Genomic DNA, 15596 nt, shown 5'->3' on the forward strand with positions numbered 1-15596 from the left:
GGGGCGGCCCACTGACCGGGGCGCCGTCCCGGTCGGGTCAGCTCGGGCGGCCGAGGGCCCGGTAGGTCCAGCCGGCGGCACGCCAGGCGTCGGCGTCGAGCACGTTGCGGCCGTCCAGGAGGCGGCGCTCGGCGACCACCGCGCCCAGTTCGGCGGGGTCGAGCTCGCGGAACTCCTGCCACTCGGTGAGGTGCAGGACGACGTGCGCGCCCTCGGCGGCCTCCAGCGGCGAGCCGGCGTACGTCAGGCCGGGGAACATCTTGCGGGCGTTGTCCATCGCCTTGGGGTCGTAGACGGTGACCTGTGCGCCCTGCAGCTGGATCTGGGCGGCGACGTTGAGCGCGGGGGAGTCCCGGATGTCGTCGGAGTTGGGCTTGAACGCGGCGCCGAGGACGGCGACCCGGCGGCCCAGGAAGCCACCGACGCACTGCTCGCGGGCCAGCTCGACCATCCGGGAGCGGCGGCGCATGTTGATCGAGTCGACCTCGCGGAGGAAGGTCAGCGCCTGATCGGCGCCCAGCTCGCCGGCCCGGGCCATGAACGCCCGGATGTCCTTCGGCAGGCAGCCGCCGCCGAAGCCGAGACCGGAGTTGAGGAACTTGCCGCCGATCCGCTCGTCCAGCGCGAGCGCCTTGCTCAGCTGGGTGACGTCGGCGCCGGCCGCCTCGCAGACCTCCGCCATCGCGTTGATGAAGGAGATCTTGGTGGCGAGGAAGGAGTTGGCGGCGGTCTTCACCAGCTCGGCGGTGGCGTAGTCGGTGACCAGGAACGGAACCCCGGCGGCGATCGGCTCCGCGTACACCTGGCGCAGCAGCTGTTCGGCGCGGCCGTCGCGGGTGCCGATCACGATCCGGTCCGGGCGCAGGGTGTCCTGGACGGCGAAGCCCTCACGGAGGAACTCCGGGTTCCAGGCCAGTTCGGCGGCCTCGCCGACCGGTGCCTGTGCGGCCAGCCGCTCGGCCAGCCGGCTCGCCGAACCGACCGGGACGGTGGACTTGCCGACCACCAGCACCGGGCGGGTCAGGTGCGGCGCGAGCGCGTCGACGGCCGCGTCGACGTACGACATGTCGGCGGCGAACTCGCCCTTGCGCTGCGGGGTGTTGACGCAGACGAAGTGCACGTCGCCGAACTCGGCAGCCTCCTTCGCGGAGGTGGTGAACCGCAGCCGGCCGGTCGAACCCTCGTGTCCCGCCACGTGCTTGAGCAGGAGCTCGGAGAGGCCCGGCTCGTACATCGGCACCTGGCCCGCGGTCAGGGTGGCGATCTTCTCCGGGTCGATGTCCAGGCCCAGCACCTCGAAGCCGAACTCCGCCATGGCGGCGGCGTGGGTGGCACCGAGATAGCCGGTGCCGATCACGGAGATGCGGAGGGTCACGGTTTCCCCTTCGGAACGAGCTGAGGGTGACGGTCCCGGTGGGGGCCGCGCCCACCGATGCTATCCGGCCGCACGAGCCGGGCCCATGCCGTCCCGTGTGACCTCCGGTTTCGGCCGCCGCAGCCTCACTTTCCGGGCAGGGGGCGCGTACGCGGGCGCGGGCTCGGCGGAAACCCCGCGCGGCGACTGTGACCGGCGGCACAATGCGCGCATGGCGGCGGATGGCGAACGGGTGGGCGGTCGGACGGACGACGAAGTGACGGGCGGGGCGGGGGCGGAGCGTCCGGGGGAGGTGCGGGCCCCGTCCGGGCTGAGCCTGTTCGAGCCGCGCGCCTCCACCGCCCCGCCGACCGGTCCCCCCGGTCCCGACGCCCGGGATCCTGACGCCCGGGAGGCTGACGCGTCTGCCTCCGGTCCCGAGAGCCCCGAGAGCCCTGAGACTCCCGAGCCGCCGGCCCGGCGCCGCCGTACCCGGCGCGTCCTGCTCTGGACGCTCTCCATGCTGCTGGTCCTCGTCGTCGGCGGGTGCGGCGCCCTGTACTGGACCGCCGAGCACTACGCCTCCTCCGTCCACCGGATCCCGGACGCCTTCCCCACCGCGCCGGAGTCCGCCCAGCCCCGGCCGGTCCCGGCGAGCGGCCTCAACCTGCTGCTGGTGGGCCTGGACGCCCGCTCCGACGCACCGACCACCGGCAGCGCCGCCAAGGGCCCGGCCTGGCAGGCGGGTGCGGCCCGCAGCGACACCATGATGCTGCTGCACCTCTCCGACGACCGCCGCTCCGCCACCCTGGTCTCGCTCCCCCGCGACACCTGGGTGCCGATCCCCGGCCACGGCGAAGCCAAGCTGAACGCCGCCTACTCCTGGGGCGGCCCGGCGCTGATGACCGAGACCGTGCAGAACCTCACCGGCATCCGTATCGACCACGTCGCCGTGATCGACTGGAATGGCTTCCGCGCGCTGACCGACGCCGTCGGCGGCGTGGACATCACCGTCCCGCGCACCATCGAGGGCGTCGGCGAGGCCCGGGCCTGGGAGGCCGGTACCCACCACATGGACGGCGCGCAGGCGCTGCTCTACGTCCGCGAGCGCTACGGCCTCCCCGGCGGCGACCTCGACCGCACCAAGCGCCAGCAGAACTTCCTGCGCGCGCTGATGCTGAAGGTCATGGACTCCGGCACGCTGACCAGCCCGTCCAGGCTCGGCGGCCTGCTGGGCACGGTCGGCGAGGTGGTCGGCGTCGACGACCGGCTCTCCAACACCGACCTGTACCAGCTCGCCTGGAGCCTGCGCTCGTTGCGCGCCGACGACGTGCGGTTCATGAACGCGCCCTTCGGCGGCTTCGACACCCGGGACGGGCAGAGCGTCGTGCTGCTGGACGAAGGCCCGGCCGCCCAGCTCTGGGAGGCGGTGCGCAACGACCGGACGGCGCAGTACTTCCAGGAGCACCGGACCGGCGACCTCCTCGGGACGGACGTCGACTGACCTCCGCCGGCCATGGGGACATCCGTGCCGATGTGGAGGATTCTGACAAAATCCCACCGGTCGAATCGGTCGGCTTGCGCGCCTGAACACCCGTCACGACCGTGACAGTGTGACTGAAGAGGCGAGAGCGACCCGCATTCATCGATGTGGCGGGTTGTGTCGACCTCACAACATTCACCACAACCACGGAGTGTCCTGGATGGGTACCGACAACCACCGCGACCACGCCGACCGCACTAGCCACGCCGACCGCACCGGCCGTGCCCCCGGCCTCGTCGCCGAACCGGTGCTCGTCACCGGCCTCGGCGCCACGACCCCGCTCGGCGGCGACGTCGCCTCGACCTGGGCCGCGATGCTGGCCGGCGACTCGGGGATCCGCCCGATCGAGGCGGAGTGGGCGTCCGGTCTGCCCGTCCGGATCGCCGGGCAGCTCGCCGTCGAGCCGTCCGGGGTGCTGGACCGGGTGCAGGCCCGGAGGCTGGACCGCTGCCAGCAGGTCGCACTGATCGCCGCCCGTGAGGCGTGGGCCGACGCGGGGGCGCCCGAGGTGGACGGCGAGCGGCTGGCCGTGGTGATCGGCACCGGCACCGGCGGGGCCCTCACCATGCTCGGCCAGGACGACGTCCTGGAAGCCTCCGGCGTACGGAAGGTCTCGCCGCACACCGTGCCGATGCTGATGGCCAACGGTCCGGCGGCCTGGGTGTCGATCGAACTGGGCGCGCGGGCCGGCGCGCACACCCCGGTGAGCGCCTGCGCGTCCGGCGCGGAGGCGATCGCGCTCGGTCTGGACCTGATCCGGCTCGGCCGGGCCGACGTGGTGGTGGCCGGCGGCGCCGAGGCGTGCATCTGTCCGCTGCCGCTGGCCGGGTTCGCCCAGGCCCGGGCCCACTCGACCCGCAACGACGAGCCCGGGCGGGCCTCCCGGCCGTTCGACGTCGGCCGCGACGGCTTCGTGATCGGCGAGGGCGCGGCGGTCGTCGTCCTGGAGCGGGCCGGTTTCGCCGCCGCCCGCAGGGCCCGCGCCCATGCCGCCCTCGCCGGCGCGGCGGTCACTTCGGACGCCCACCACATCACCGGGGCCGCCGCCGAGGGGCAGGTCCGGGCGATGCGCCGGGCGGTGGCCGAGGCCGGGCTCTCGCCCCGGGACGTCGCCCACGTGCACGCCCACGCCACCTCCACCCCGCTGGGCGACCTGGTCGAGGCGGCGTCCGTCCTGGAGGCGATCGGGAGGCACCCTGTGGTGACCGCCACCAAGTCGATGACCGGTCACCTCTTCGGCGCGGCCGGGGCGGTGGGGGCGCTCGCCGCCGTACTGGCCCTGCGTGACGGGGTGGTGCCGGCCACCCGCAACCTGGAGGTGCCGGACCCGGCGGTCGAGCTGGACGTGGTCGCCGGTGCCCCGCGCCGGGGGCGGCTCACCGCCGCGCTCACCAACTCCTTCGGGTTCGGCGGGCACAACGCGTCGCTGGTGTTCACGCCGGCGCCGTGAAATCCGGGCGACGGCCCGGGGAACCGCTCACTAGGGTGGCCGCCATGTCTACGTCATCACCGTCGCTGCGCCTGGAACCGATCACCCCGCAGAACATCGACGCGGCACTGGAACTGAAGGTCCGCCCCGACCAGGAGCGCTTCGTCTCGCCGGTGGCCAAGTCGCTGGCCGAGGCCTACGCGCACGGGGAGATCGCCTGGCCCCGGCTGATCCTCGACGGCGACCGGCTGGTCGGGTTCGTGATGGCCTTCTTCGACGTCACCTTCCACCCGGACCGGCCCGGCGAGCTCCCGCGCTCCGGTCTGTGGCGGCTCAACATCGCCGCGGACACCCAGGGCCGGGGCTACGGCCGGTTCGCGGTCGCGCAGGTCGGCGAGGAGATCCGGCGGCGCGGCGGCAGCAGGGTCACCGTCACCTACGTACCGGACGACGACGGGCCCGGCGGGTTCTACGCGAAGCTCGGCTTCCGGCCGACCGGCGAGTTCAGCGGGGACCAGGCCGTCGCGGAGCTGGACCTCGCCTGACGGCGGGCGGGCCCGACCGCCCCGGCCCCCGGACCGGGTGCCGGCCCTCAGACCAGGTGGTCGAACTCGCCCGCCTTCACGCCCAGGATGAAGGCGCGCAGCTTCGCCTTGCTGGTGGTGACGACGAGCGCGGGGGCGTCCGACTCGCGGAGCCGGATCAGGTCCCCGTCGGCGGCGATCTCCAGGCAGGGCACGGGCGCGTCGGGGTCGAGTGTCCCCTTCTGCCAGTGCAGCGGCTCGGCGTCCGGCGTCGTGTCGTTCTCCATGGGGGCAGGCTACCGGGCGTCCGCCGGGCGGCCCGCCCCCACGGCCGTATTCAGCCGATCAGCAGGAACTTGGTGGACGGTACGCCCTGGATGTGGCTGCAGTCCCAGTTCTGGGTGGTGGCGCTGTAGGTGAAGCCGTTCGGGACCTGGCACGCCCAGAGGCCGTTGACCGGCTTGCGCAGCCGGAAGGTCGTGGCCTGGGTTCCCTGGTTGAGGCTGCACCCGCTCGTGTAGGTGATCAGGTCGTAGGTGAAGGCGGGGGTGCCCATGCAGGCGGTGAGGCCGTCGTACGGCGTCCGCAGGCGGTACGCGTTGGAGGTCACGCCGGGCTGCTGGCTGCAGGCGCTGCCCCAGGTGATGGCGTCGTAGACGAAGCCGGGCGCGCTGGTACAGGCGGTCAGGCCGTCGACGGGGGTGCGCAGGTGGAACTGCGGCGCGTTCCAGCTGCCGGAGCTGCAGGTCCGGTTCATGGACACCTGGTCGTAGGTGTACCCGGACGGGACGGAGCAGGCCCAGGCGCCGTCCAGCCCGGTCGTGGTGGCCGAGGCGGTGGTCGCGGCGGCGGCGCCGGAGAGCAGCAGCGCCAGGGCGGCGAAGGCGGCGAGCAGCAGGCGCACGGGGGCGCGGCGGGGGGCGTGTGCGGTGAACATGGGTCTCCCTTGGTGGGTGGCCGGGGTTGCACGGAATCGCACGGGTGACGCAGGTGGCACGGGTGGCACGACGCGCCACGGACGGGCGCGGGTTGCGCGGTGGTGCCGGGGTGCGGTGCAGGGTGAGCGTTCACACCCGATGCCGGTTCTAGCACGCCCGCGCACACCGGTACCCGGACGTCCCGGTCCGGACGGTCACTCCCCGGTCCGCCGTCTACGCGCGACGCACGGTTCCTCCGGCCGGCCTCAGCCGATCAGCGCCGCGGCCTCCTGCCGCGCCTGGCGGAGCCACTGCGCGCGGACGTCGTCGGACGAGTCCGTCACGGTGCGGAACACCCGCCGGCGCACGTCGGTGACGCCCACGTACGGCAGGACGCAGGCCGCCCAGATCCGTTGCAGCGGATCCCCGAACTCTTCGCGTTCGCGGTCCTCCGGGGTGTCCGAGGTGTTCAGCACCAGTGCCCGTCCGGCCCGCAGCAGCCCGACCGGCTCGCCGTCCGCCGTGCCCAGCTTGTAGGCCACTCCCGGGACGAGCACCCGTTGCACCCAGCCGGTGAGCACGGCGGGCGGCATGCCCCACCAGTTCGGGTGGATCAGGACCAGCGCGTCCAGGGCGGCCACCTCGGCCCGGTGGAGGGCGAGTAGAGGATCACCGGCCCCCGGCCGCTGCGGCCCGTGCTCGGCCACGGTCTCCGTCTCCTCGGGGGTCAGCAGCGGGGAGAACCCCTCCGCGTACAGGTCGTGCGCGACGACCTCGCAGCCGCGCCGTTCCCGCAGCTCGTCGACGACGGCCCCGAACAGCGCGTGGTTGAAGCTGCCCGTCCGAGGGTGCGCCAGATAGACCCCGATCCGCATCATGTCCCTTTTCCCCCGCGCCGGTTGTTTCTGGCGGCGATGCTAGCCCCGATAGGGTCGGGGACCATGACCGAACCGGAGTTTCTGACCGCGGCCCGGGCGTTCTACGACGCGGTGGCCGTCGACTACGCCGACCGCTACCGCGACGAGCTGGCGGCCGAGCCGCTGGACCGGGCGATGCTGGCGGCCTTCGCCGAGCTGGTGGGCGACGGTCGGGCGGTCGAACTCGGCTGCGGACCGGGCCGGGTGACCGATCACCTGGCCCGGCTGGGCCTGGACGTCTCGGGCCTCGACCTCTCCCCGCGCATGGTCGAGCTGGCCCGGGCCACCTATCCCGGGCTCCGGTTCGAGGTCGGCTCCTTGCTGGAACTCCCCTACGCCGACGGCGAGCTGGCCGGAGCGGTGGCCTGGTACTCGATCATCCACACCCCGGAGGAGCACCTGCCCCGGGTCTTCGCCGAGTTCCACCGCGTCCTCGCGCCCGGCGGCCACCTCCTGCTGGCCTTCCAGGTCGGCGACCGGCCGTTGCGTGTCGACCGGCCGTTCGGCCACCCGGTGGTCCTGGACTTCCGCCGCCGGCAGCCCGACCACGTCACGGCACTGGCCGCCGGGGCGGGCCTGACGGTCGCCGCCCGCCTGGTCCGCGAGCCGGTGGGCGAGGACAAGACCCCGCAGGCGTTCCTGCTCGCGCACAGGCCGGGCTGAGGCACGGCCCGTGGACCGGCCCGAGGCGCGTCGCCCTCCTCTGCGCGGCGTGCCCGGGCTCCGGGGGGTGCCGCGCGCCCGGGCGCGCGACATGCCATGATCCCTGCATGGGTTCCAACGTTTACTTCGACATCACCATCGACGACAAGCCGGCCGGCCGCATCGTCTTCACGCTCTTCGACGACATCGTCCCGAAGACCGCCCAGAACTTCCGCGAGCTGGCCACCGGCCAGCACGGCTTCGGTTACGAGGGCTCGTCCTTCCACCGCATCATCCCGGCCTTCATGCTCCAGGGTGGCGACTTCACCCGTGGTGACGGCACCGGTGGCAAGAGCATCTACGGCGAGAAGTTCGCGGACGAGAACTTCAAGCTCAAGCACACCAAGCCGGGCCAGCTCTCGATGGCCAACGCGGGCAAGAACACCAACGGCTCGCAGTTCTTCATCACCACCATCGTGACCAACTGGCTGGACGACAAGCACGTCGTCTTCGGCGAGGTCGTCGAGGGCCTGGACCTGGTGAAGACGATCGAGGCGCTCGGTTCGGCCAGCGGCCGCCCGTCGGCCAAGGTCACCATCGCCGCTTCCGGCATCGTGGAGTAGGGGCCGGTCCCTTTCACCGCAATCGGACGCGGCCCGCACCATGCGGGCCGCGTCCGCGCTTTTTCCGGCCCGGCCGGCCCCGCCCGGCCCGTCAGACGGCTGCGGCGACGGCCGCGGCGACGAAGAGCACCTGGAGCGCGGTGCGGGCGGGCAGCGGGGTGACCGGCCTCCCCGCGAGGGTCAGGCGGTGGCGGGCCGCGTGGACGTTGGCCGGGAACATCGCGAGCATCAGCAGGGCGAGTCCGGCGGCGGCGAAGGGCGCGAGCGGGGGCACCAGGAGTCCGGCGGCGCCGGCCAGCTCCAGCACGCCGGTGACGGTGACGAGCAGCGCGGGGGCGGGGAGCGCCGGCGGGACCATCGCGACGAACTGGCGGCGCCAGGACGGGACGAAGTGCGGCACGCCGGTGGTGACGAACATCAGCGCCAGGGCGCCGCGGACGGCGGGCTGCCAGGCGTCGAGGCCGTCGACGGCGATCAGGCCGAGCAGGCGGAGGACGGCGAAGCCGCCGACGAGCGCGATCAGGGGGGCCATGGTCGGACTCCAATCTTGTCACTGGAAAGATTGCCCCCCGGAGGTAAACTTGTCAATGACTAGATAAGGTGGGGGGATCACCCAGGAGAGGAACGGACATGGCGGCGACCGACCAGGAGCGACCGGGCTACCACCACGGGAACCTGCGGCGGGCGGTACTGGACGCCGCGCTGGCCGCCATCGCCGAGTCCGGGCCGTCGGGGTGGAGCCTGCGCGAGCTGGCGCGGCGGGCGGGGGTGTCGCACGCCGCGCCGGCGCACCACTTCGGCGACAAGGCGGGCGTGCTGACCGCGGTGGCGGCGGAGGGGTTCGAGCTGTTCGCGGAGGGCCTGGAGCGCGCGGCGGGGGACCCGTTCGGGTCGGGGGTGGCGTACGTGCGGTTCGCGGTCGACCACCGGGCGTACTTCGAGGTGATGTTCCGGCCGGAGCTGTACCGGGCGGACGACCCGGAGATGGCCGCGGCGAGAGAGCGGGCGGGCGCGGTGCTGGCGGCGAGTGGCCGAAAGCTGTCGCCGTCGGGGGGCGCGGACCGGCTGTCGACGATCGCGGCCTGGTCGCTGGCGCACGGCTTCGCCGCCCTCTGGCTGAACGGTGCCCTGCCGGAGAGCCGGGGCGAGGCGGACGTCGAGGAGTTGGCGCGGGCGGTGCTGGAGCTGGTGTTCGCCCGCCCGGCGTAGGGAGCGGGAAGCGGGAGGCCGGACGGGGCGGCCCCCGCTCCGGAGCCTTCGGCGGGCCGCCCGCGAGCCGTCGAGCGCGAAGTCGATTGCGAAGCAGAGTGCGTCGTCGGAGCGGCGCGGCGACGGTGCGACGTCAGCGGCGCTCGATCACGACCGACTCGACGACCACGGCGTCGAGCGGGAGGTCGCCCGGGCCGGTGGGGGTGGCGGCGACGGAGTCGACGACCTTCCGGCCGGCCTCGTCGGCGACCTCGCCGAAGATGGTGTGCTTGCGGTTCAGATGCGGGGTCGCGCGGACGGTGATGAAGAACTGCGAGCCGTTGGAGTTGGGGCCCGAGTTGGCCATCGCCAGCAGGTAGGGCTTGGTGAAGAAGAGCTCGGGGTGGAACTCGTCCGGGAACGAGTAGCCGGGACCGCCGGCGCCGGTGCCGAGCGGATCGCCGCCCTGGATCATGAAGCCGGGGACGACCCGGTGGAACGTGGTGCCGTCGTAGAGCCGGGCGGTGCTCGGCTCCCCGGTCGCCGGATCGGTCCACTCCCGGGCGCCCTCGGCGAGTTCGACGAAGTTGCGCACGGTCTTCGGGGTGTGGAACTGGAAGAGCTTGACGGTGATGTCACCGTGGTTGGTCTTGAGGACGGCGTACAGCTGCTCGGCCACGGGATGCCTCCGGGAGTGGTGGGGAAACGTCCGCCCGATCCTGCCACGGCCCGGTGGCCCTCCGGCGAGCTCCGCGGGATCGGCCTACAGCAATCCGAGGTGGTCCAGGCCCAGGTAGGCCGGCCCGACGTCCGTGAGCAGCCCGCGCCGCAGCACGGTGGCCCTGAACTCCGCCAGCGGCATCGGTACGACCTCGATGAACTCGTCCCGGTCGGGCGCCGGTCGGGACGCGGGGGTGCAGTCGGTGGCGACGAAGGCGTAGCGGCGGGCGTTGGAGTAGGCGTCGTGCCAGGCGGCGGCCGCGAGTTCGACGGTGCCCCGGTAGCCGGTCTCCTCGGCGAGTTCGCGGGCCGCGGCGTGCTCCGGCGCCTCGCCGGGTTCCACCACACCGCCCGGCAGCTCGTACAGCAGGGCCTGCGGGCCGGGCCTGAACTGCCTGGTCAGGAGGATCCGCCGGTCCGGGGTCAGGGCGACGACGGTGGCGGCCGAGTACTCGTTCGCGAGGTGGTAGACGCCCTCGCGGCCGTCCGGGAGGGCGAAGGTCACCCGGTCCGTGCCGCGTCCGTACGCGCTGTGGATCGGCTCCCGGCGGAGCTCCCGCCAGTGTGCGTCGCCCATTCGGGACCGACCTCCTCCACGTGGTGTGCACGCGCAGAATAGCCGCGCACCGACCGGTTCGGGCGGGTTCGCCGGAATCACGGATCGCGACCGTCCGTGCACCGTAGGCTGCCCTGGCGCGGGTGGATCACCGGTTCCGGGGTGCCCGCTGCCGACCAACTCAGCTCTCCGGCAAGGTGGTTCCACCCATGAGTCAGTCGAGTCGACGCAGGGACGACGCCGAGGTGACGTTCGAGCAGGTGACCGTCCTGTCCTTCGAGGCGCACAGTGGCACCCGTGTCGACCGCCAGGGCCGCGTGCTGCTCGTCGACGAGCCGGCGAACCTGACCCGCATCCCGGTGCGGATCGTGCGCGAGGGCATGACGCTCAAACGGGTCGCCGGCTACTGGGTCACCTGGGCGGAGTGGTTCGGGCCGGACGACATCCGCAACCACGCCCGCTGGGTGCCCGAGGAGGAGTACGTCCGCCCGGGCGAGGGCAGCGTCGAGGGCCGGTTGGACGTCAAGGTGGCCGCCTACTGGGCCTGTGACCGGGGGGACGGCCGGGCGCGGGTCCGGACCAGCGAGACGGTGATCGCCTTCCGGCCCGGCGAGACCCTCCGCGAGCTCGTCCTGGAGCGCCCCGAGCCGCACCACCCGGCCACCCTCGTGGTGCACCTGGCGGATGCCTGGTGGACCGGCGGCGCCGGTGGGTCGGAGATCCACTACGGGTTCGCCGGCGAGACGGAGGGGTGCGACGGGGAGGGCGAGCCGGTCCAGCGGTACGCGGAGTGCGCCACGGGCCACCTCCGGCAGATCGTCGTCCCCTGATCGGTCCGGTCCGGTCCGGTCCGGACCGCGCCGCCGGGTCACCGGGCACCGGCGCCTAGGGTCCCGTCACCGCCGCCACCGCCTGCGGCGCCACGCGCGGTCGCTCACCGTCCCATCCCGCCCGTGTCCCCACCTTGCGGGCGGGGGCGCCGGCCCAGACCTCGCCCGGGCCGGTGGAACGGGTGAGCACCGCGTTGGCGCCGACGACGGTGCCCGCCCCCACGGTCAGCACGCCCTCCTTGCAGACCACCTTGGCGCCCGCGCAGAGCACCGCGCCGTCCTCGACCACCACGCGGCGCATCGGGCTCAGCTCCTGCGGCACCCACGGGTCGGCCCGGCCGACGGTCACGCCGTTGTACAGCGTCACGCCCGAGCCGAGCGTGGTGTACGGGTGCAGGACGGTGCCGAAGCCGCGGTGGAAGACGACCAGGCCGGGCCCGATCTCGGCGGCGGCCGGCACCTCCATCCCGTAGACGGCGAGCGCCTCCTGGACCAGGCGGCCCAGGAGGCGGTGACGGCGGCGGTAGATCAGCGCGGTGACGAGAGACATCCACCCATTGTGTCGGGCGTGTTACACGGCGTCACGCAGGACCCGCGGTCACTTGACCTCGGGCACGGCCGTGTCGTTCTTGAAGGCCTCGAAGACCTGCTTCGCCTTGGCGGTGTCCCACTTGACCGCCGACTCCCCGGTGCTGGTCCTGAAGTCCGGGTTGGCGATCGGCACGGTGATGCTCTTGCCGCTGCCGCCGTTGACGTCCTTCATGGCGAGGAACAGCGAGCCGAGGTCGGTCAGTCCGGCGTCCTCGTCGACGATCAGGGTGCCGAGGCCGGAGGAGACCAGCGGGTAGAAGGTGAACGGGTTGAGCACCGTGGCGGGGGAGGCCGCCTGCTTGGCCAGGGCGCCGAGGAACTGCTGCTGGTTGCGCATCCGGCCGAGGTCCTGGTCGGCCATCTGGTGGCGCTGGCGGACGAAGGCCAGCGACTGGGTGCCGCTGAGGGTCTGGCAGCCGGCCTTGAGATCGAGACCGGAGTCCTTGTCCTTGACGTCCTGCTCGATGCACATGTCCACGCCGCCGACCGAGTCGACGATGCCCACGAAGCCGGCGAAACCGATCTCGGCGTAGTGGTCGATGCGGATGCCGGTGTTCATCTCGACGGTCTGCGCCAGCAGCTTCCCGCCGCCCAGCGCGAAGGCCGAATTGATCTTCGCGGGAGCGGACTTGACGGTCTTGCCGTTGTCGCCCGGGTGGTCCGGGATCGGCACCCACGAGTCGCGCGGGATGCTCATCAGGGTGTTCCCGTTCTCCCCGACGTGCAGGACCATCATCGAGTCACTGCGCTTGCCGCCCGCGTGACCGGTGTGAAGGTCCTCCTCCTGGGAGTCGGAGAGGCCGTTGCGGCTGTCGGAACCGACGATCAGCCAGTTGGTGCCCTTGCCCGCGGCGGGGCGGCCGGGGTAGTCGGCGAGCACGTTCTCGTGATTGAGCTTGGAGTCCGCCCAGAACCAGGTGGAGACGGTCGTGACCATCAGCGCGATCAGGACGCCGAAGACCGACCACTTGACGATCCGGCGCCGCGGCCAACGCGACGGACGGGCGGCCGCGGGCGGCTGGGAGCCGCCGGGGGTTATCGGCCCCCCGGGTGCGCCGGGGCCGCCGGGCGTCCCCTGCGGGGGTACCCCCGGTCGCCCGTCGGGCTGCCCGTACTGCTGCGGCCGGCCGTAGCCCTGGGCCGGCCCGTACCCGGGCGGCTGCGGCTGACCGCCGCCCGGCCGCCCGCCGCCCGCCGGCTGCCCGTACTGCTGGGGCGGGGACTGCGGCTGCCGGGGCGCCGGGGCGCCCGGACCCCGCGGGTTCATCGAGGAGGGCAGCGGCGGCTCGGCCTGGGCGCCGCCACCGCTCTGCCCGTACGCGCCGCCACCGCCACCGTTGCCGCTGCCGTACGAGTTCCCGCCGCCACCGGGGCGGCCCTCCTGCCACGTGTTCATGTGGGAGAGGATGCCCGACGCCGGGTGCGGTGACTCCCCCCGGGGCCCTCACCAGGACCCTTGTAGCAGTTTTGATGCACGCGCCGGATCGTTCCGCGGCAAGGTCCCGGACGGGCGTACGCGGGGTGCCCGGCCCGCCACCGCACGCCACCGCCGCGCCGCGCACCGGTCGTTCGCCCGCCATGCACCGTCCGGCCCCGCCGCGCCGTCCTCCGCGGGACCCGCCGAGCCGCTCGCGGGGCGTCCGCCGCACCGCCCGCGGGGCCTCCGGGCCGCCACCCGCCGCACCTGCCGTCTCACCATCCGTCTCACCTGGTGTTCGGCTGCCGGGACGATCCTTGACCGTCCGGAACGCTGCGTGTTTGCATGAATGCCATGGATCAGCGATGGACCCTCACGCGTCGGCGTCACGTCGACCTTCTGCGTGTGTCCTGTTCGCTCTGTTGTGGCTGACGCTCGACCGTCGAACCCGCCACTCCCTCCTCTTCTCCCCCTTCTCGACGCTGCCCGCGCAGCGCGCTGACCGCTGCCCCGCCCGGCCCGCCGTCCGTCCGGCACGCCGCCGGGCCGGCGGGTCCGACGCCGCCGAGGTGCCGTGCCGCCCGCAGTTCCGCCCGCTTCCTCCCCGAGGTGAACCCATGGCCACCGTCCTGTCCGTCTCCGGCTCCCCGTCCGCCACCTCCCGCACCACCCGCCTGCTGCGCCACGTGGACGCACAGCTGGAGTCGCGCGGCCACCGCGTCGTCCCCTTCGAGGTGCGCAGCCTCCCGGCGCACGCGCTGCTCACCGCCGACTTCTCGCATCCGGAGATAGTGGCCGCCCTGGAGCTGTTCGCCGAGGCGGACGGCGTGGTGATCGGCACCCCGGTCTACAAGGCCGCCTACTCGGGCCTGCTCAAGACGCTGCTCGACGTGCTGCCGCAGTTCGCGCTCCGGGACAAGGCCGTCCTGCCGCTCGCCACCGGCGGCTCCACCGCGCACGTGCTGGCGGTGGACTACGCGCTGCGTCCGGTGCTCAGCTCGATGGGGGCGGGTCACATCACCCAGGGCTGGTTCGTGCTCGACCGCCACATCACCGTCCGGGAGGACGGCGCCACCGTGATCGAGCGTGAGACGGACGTGCTGCTCCGCCCGGTGGTGGACGGGTTCGCCACCGCGCTGGAGCGGCTCGCCACGCCGGTCCTGGCATCCTGACCGGGCGTCCCGGGCCGCTCCCCGCGGCCGGTGCGGATGCGAACCGAAACGGACTGACCGAGCGTCAGAAGCGTTCCCGTACGGGCCCACCCTGAGGTGGGGCGCGGCTACCCCTAGGGGGAGGGGTGCCGCGCCCCGTACAACTACGGTTGGGCCTCTTCCTCCCGTCGGATGACGAGGACGGTGGGCCCCGACTCCTAACGTGGTTCCTGTCCCCACCCGTCCGAAACGGGCCCGCTTCTGTCGGGTCCGGGCTTCCGGTACACCGGGAGGGTGGGGCTAACTCCCGGTCAAGAACTATCCCCTGCGCGATGTCGCAGGGCAGGTGGTGAGGACGAGGCTGGGGGCAACGGGTGGGCCCACTTCTTAGGAGACGCACGTGACGACGGCAGCAGCAGCCGTGTACGACCCCCAGCTTCCCGGCGGTGCCCCTGCCGCCGCCGCCTCGGCGCGTCAGGTGACCAAGGCCTACGGTTCGGGCGAGACCAGGGTCACCGCGCTGGACGCGGTCGACGTCGACATCCAGCGCGGCCGGTTCACCGCGATCATGGGGCCCTCGGGCTCCGGCAAGTCGACCCTGATGCACTGCCTGGCCGGGCTGGACACGGTCACCGAGGGGCGGATCTGGATCGGCGACACCGAGATCACCGGCCTGAAGGACAAGCAGCTCACCAAGCTGCGCCGGGACAAGATCGGTTTCATCTTCCAGGCGTTCAACCTGCTCCCGACGCTGAACGCGCTGGAGAACATCACGCTCCCGATGGACATCGCCGGCCGCAAGCCGGACGCCGCCTGGCTCGACCGGGTGGTGGAGACCGTCGGCCTGGCGGACCGCCTCAAGCACCGTCCGACCCAGCTCTCCGGCGGCCAGCAGCAGCGCGTCGCGGTGGCCCGGGCGCTGGCCGCCCGCCCGGAGATCATCTTCGGGGACGAGCCCACCGGGAACCTCGACTCCCGCTCCGGCGCCGAGGTGCTCTCCTTCCTGCGCCGCTCGGTCGACGAGCTGGGCCAGACCATCGTCATGGTCACCCACGACCCGGTCGCCGCCGGCTACGCGGACCGCGTGCTCTTCCTCGCCGACGGCGTGATCGTCGACGAGATGTACGCTCCGACCGCCGATTCCGTCCTGGAGCGCATGCGTCGCTTCGACGGCAAGCGCACCAGCTGAGCGCG

At 73.1% G+C, this 15596-nt stretch carries 19 protein-coding genes; 10 read left to right on the forward strand and 9 right to left on the reverse strand.

Going from position 1 to position 15596, the window contains the following annotated elements:
- Positions 1 to 37: 37 nt before the first annotated feature.
- Complete coding sequence (locus PUR61_RS30600; protein ID WP_329882742.1) at positions 38 to 1375, reverse strand: UDP-glucose dehydrogenase family protein; 1338 nt, start codon at positions 1373 to 1375, stop codon at positions 38 to 40.
- 211 nt (positions 1376 to 1586) lie between these two features.
- Here PUR61_RS30600 and PUR61_RS30605 point away from each other — a divergent pair, with 211 nt between their 5' ends.
- The 3 genes from PUR61_RS30605 to PUR61_RS30615 all read left to right on the forward strand — a co-directional run bounded on the left by PUR61_RS30605 (position 1587) and on the right by PUR61_RS30615 (position 4871).
- Positions 1587 to 2858: an LCP family protein gene (locus tag PUR61_RS30605; RefSeq protein ID WP_329882743.1), complete on the forward strand. Its 1272-nt coding sequence runs from the start codon at positions 1587 to 1589 to the stop codon at positions 2856 to 2858.
- Positions 2859 to 3057: 199 nt separating this feature from the next.
- The gene (locus tag PUR61_RS30610) at positions 3058 to 4347 is read left to right on the forward strand and encodes a beta-ketoacyl-[acyl-carrier-protein] synthase family protein (protein ID WP_329882744.1); all 1290 of its coding nucleotides are present in this window, start codon (positions 3058 to 3060) and stop codon (positions 4345 to 4347) included.
- 44 nt (positions 4348 to 4391) lie between these two features.
- On the forward strand, positions 4392 to 4871 hold the full coding sequence (locus tag PUR61_RS30615) for a GNAT family N-acetyltransferase (RefSeq protein ID WP_329882745.1): 480 nt from the start codon (positions 4392 to 4394) through the stop codon (positions 4869 to 4871).
- Between the two features lie 47 nt (positions 4872 to 4918).
- On the opposite strand, the gene PUR61_RS30620 is transcribed toward PUR61_RS30615, so the two are convergent.
- The 3 genes from PUR61_RS30620 to PUR61_RS30630 all read right to left on the reverse strand — a co-directional run bounded on the left by PUR61_RS30620 (position 4919) and on the right by PUR61_RS30630 (position 6645).
- Entirely contained in the window at positions 4919 to 5137 is a 219-nt protein-coding gene (locus PUR61_RS30620) for a DUF397 domain-containing protein (protein ID WP_329882746.1), read from the reverse strand.
- A gap of 50 nt (positions 5138 to 5187) precedes the next feature.
- Positions 5188 to 5787, reverse strand: a complete 600-nt coding sequence (locus PUR61_RS30625) for a hypothetical protein (RefSeq protein ID WP_329882747.1) — start codon at positions 5785 to 5787, stop codon at positions 5188 to 5190.
- A 246-nt stretch (positions 5788 to 6033) separates the two neighbouring features.
- Positions 6034 to 6645, reverse strand: coding sequence for an NAD(P)H-dependent oxidoreductase (locus PUR61_RS30630; RefSeq protein ID WP_329882748.1), 612 nt, complete (start codon positions 6643 to 6645; stop codon positions 6034 to 6036).
- Between the two features lie 63 nt (positions 6646 to 6708).
- On the opposite strand from PUR61_RS30630, the gene PUR61_RS30635 reads away from it, so the two are divergent.
- Together PUR61_RS30635 and PUR61_RS30640 are read left to right on the forward strand one after the other, a co-directional pair.
- Positions 6709 to 7347, forward strand: coding sequence for a class I SAM-dependent DNA methyltransferase (locus PUR61_RS30635; RefSeq protein WP_329882749.1), 639 nt, complete (start codon positions 6709 to 6711; stop codon positions 7345 to 7347).
- A 107-nt stretch (positions 7348 to 7454) separates the two neighbouring features.
- On the forward strand, positions 7455 to 7949 hold the full coding sequence (locus tag PUR61_RS30640; RefSeq protein ID WP_329882750.1) for a peptidylprolyl isomerase: 495 nt from the start codon (positions 7455 to 7457) through the stop codon (positions 7947 to 7949).
- Between the two features lie 91 nt (positions 7950 to 8040).
- On the opposite strand, the gene PUR61_RS30645 is transcribed toward PUR61_RS30640, so the two are convergent.
- Positions 8041 to 8481 (reverse strand): DoxX family protein, encoded by a 441-nt coding sequence (locus tag PUR61_RS30645; protein WP_329882751.1) that lies wholly within the window; start codon positions 8479 to 8481, stop codon positions 8041 to 8043.
- A 98-nt stretch (positions 8482 to 8579) separates the two neighbouring features.
- Between PUR61_RS30645 and PUR61_RS30650 the strand changes: the two genes are divergently transcribed.
- Positions 8580 to 9158 (forward strand): TetR/AcrR family transcriptional regulator, encoded by a 579-nt coding sequence (locus PUR61_RS30650; protein WP_329882752.1) that lies wholly within the window; start codon positions 8580 to 8582, stop codon positions 9156 to 9158.
- A 133-nt stretch (positions 9159 to 9291) separates the two neighbouring features.
- Here PUR61_RS30650 and PUR61_RS30655 read toward each other — a convergent pair whose 3' ends face one another.
- Together PUR61_RS30655 and PUR61_RS30660 are read right to left on the reverse strand one after the other, a co-directional pair.
- The gene (locus tag PUR61_RS30655) at positions 9292 to 9816 is read right to left on the reverse strand and encodes a peptidylprolyl isomerase (RefSeq protein WP_329882753.1); all 525 of its coding nucleotides are present in this window, start codon (positions 9814 to 9816) and stop codon (positions 9292 to 9294) included.
- 84 nt (positions 9817 to 9900) lie between these two features.
- Positions 9901 to 10434, reverse strand: coding sequence for an NUDIX hydrolase (locus PUR61_RS30660; RefSeq protein ID WP_329882754.1), 534 nt, complete (start codon positions 10432 to 10434; stop codon positions 9901 to 9903).
- 188 nt (positions 10435 to 10622) lie between these two features.
- On the opposite strand from PUR61_RS30660, the gene PUR61_RS30665 reads away from it, so the two are divergent.
- Positions 10623 to 11243 (forward strand): hypothetical protein, encoded by a 621-nt coding sequence (locus PUR61_RS30665; RefSeq protein WP_329882755.1) that lies wholly within the window; start codon positions 10623 to 10625, stop codon positions 11241 to 11243.
- A gap of 55 nt (positions 11244 to 11298) precedes the next feature.
- On the opposite strand, the gene PUR61_RS30670 is transcribed toward PUR61_RS30665, so the two are convergent.
- Both PUR61_RS30670 and PUR61_RS30675 read right to left on the reverse strand, forming a co-directional pair.
- Positions 11299 to 11793 (reverse strand): hypothetical protein, encoded by a 495-nt coding sequence (locus PUR61_RS30670; protein ID WP_329882756.1) that lies wholly within the window; start codon positions 11791 to 11793, stop codon positions 11299 to 11301.
- 48 nt (positions 11794 to 11841) lie between these two features.
- Positions 11842 to 13230 carry an LCP family protein gene (locus tag PUR61_RS30675; RefSeq protein WP_329882757.1) on the reverse strand — a complete coding sequence of 463 codons (1389 nt, stop codon included), beginning with the start codon at positions 13228 to 13230 and terminating at the stop codon, positions 11842 to 11844.
- A 375-nt stretch (positions 13231 to 13605) separates the two neighbouring features.
- Here PUR61_RS30675 and PUR61_RS45555 point away from each other — a divergent pair, with 375 nt between their 5' ends.
- The 3 genes from PUR61_RS45555 to PUR61_RS30685 all read left to right on the forward strand — a co-directional run bounded on the left by PUR61_RS45555 (position 13606) and on the right by PUR61_RS30685 (position 15591).
- Positions 13606 to 13683 (forward strand): putative leader peptide, encoded by a 78-nt coding sequence (locus tag PUR61_RS45555; RefSeq protein ID WP_376098469.1) that lies wholly within the window; start codon positions 13606 to 13608, stop codon positions 13681 to 13683.
- A gap of 185 nt (positions 13684 to 13868) precedes the next feature.
- On the forward strand, positions 13869 to 14423 hold the full coding sequence (gene ssuE, locus PUR61_RS30680) for an NADPH-dependent FMN reductase (RefSeq protein ID WP_329882758.1): 555 nt from the start codon (positions 13869 to 13871) through the stop codon (positions 14421 to 14423).
- A gap of 379 nt (positions 14424 to 14802) precedes the next feature.
- A complete protein-coding gene (locus PUR61_RS30685; protein WP_380361762.1) occupies positions 14803 to 15591 on the forward strand; it encodes an ABC transporter ATP-binding protein in 789 nt (262 codons plus the stop codon).
- Positions 15592 to 15596: the final 5 nt, after the last annotated feature.

The organism is Streptomyces sp. BE20 (assembly GCF_036322525.1).
Classification (GTDB): domain Bacteria; phylum Actinomycetota; class Actinomycetes; order Streptomycetales; family Streptomycetaceae; genus Kitasatospora.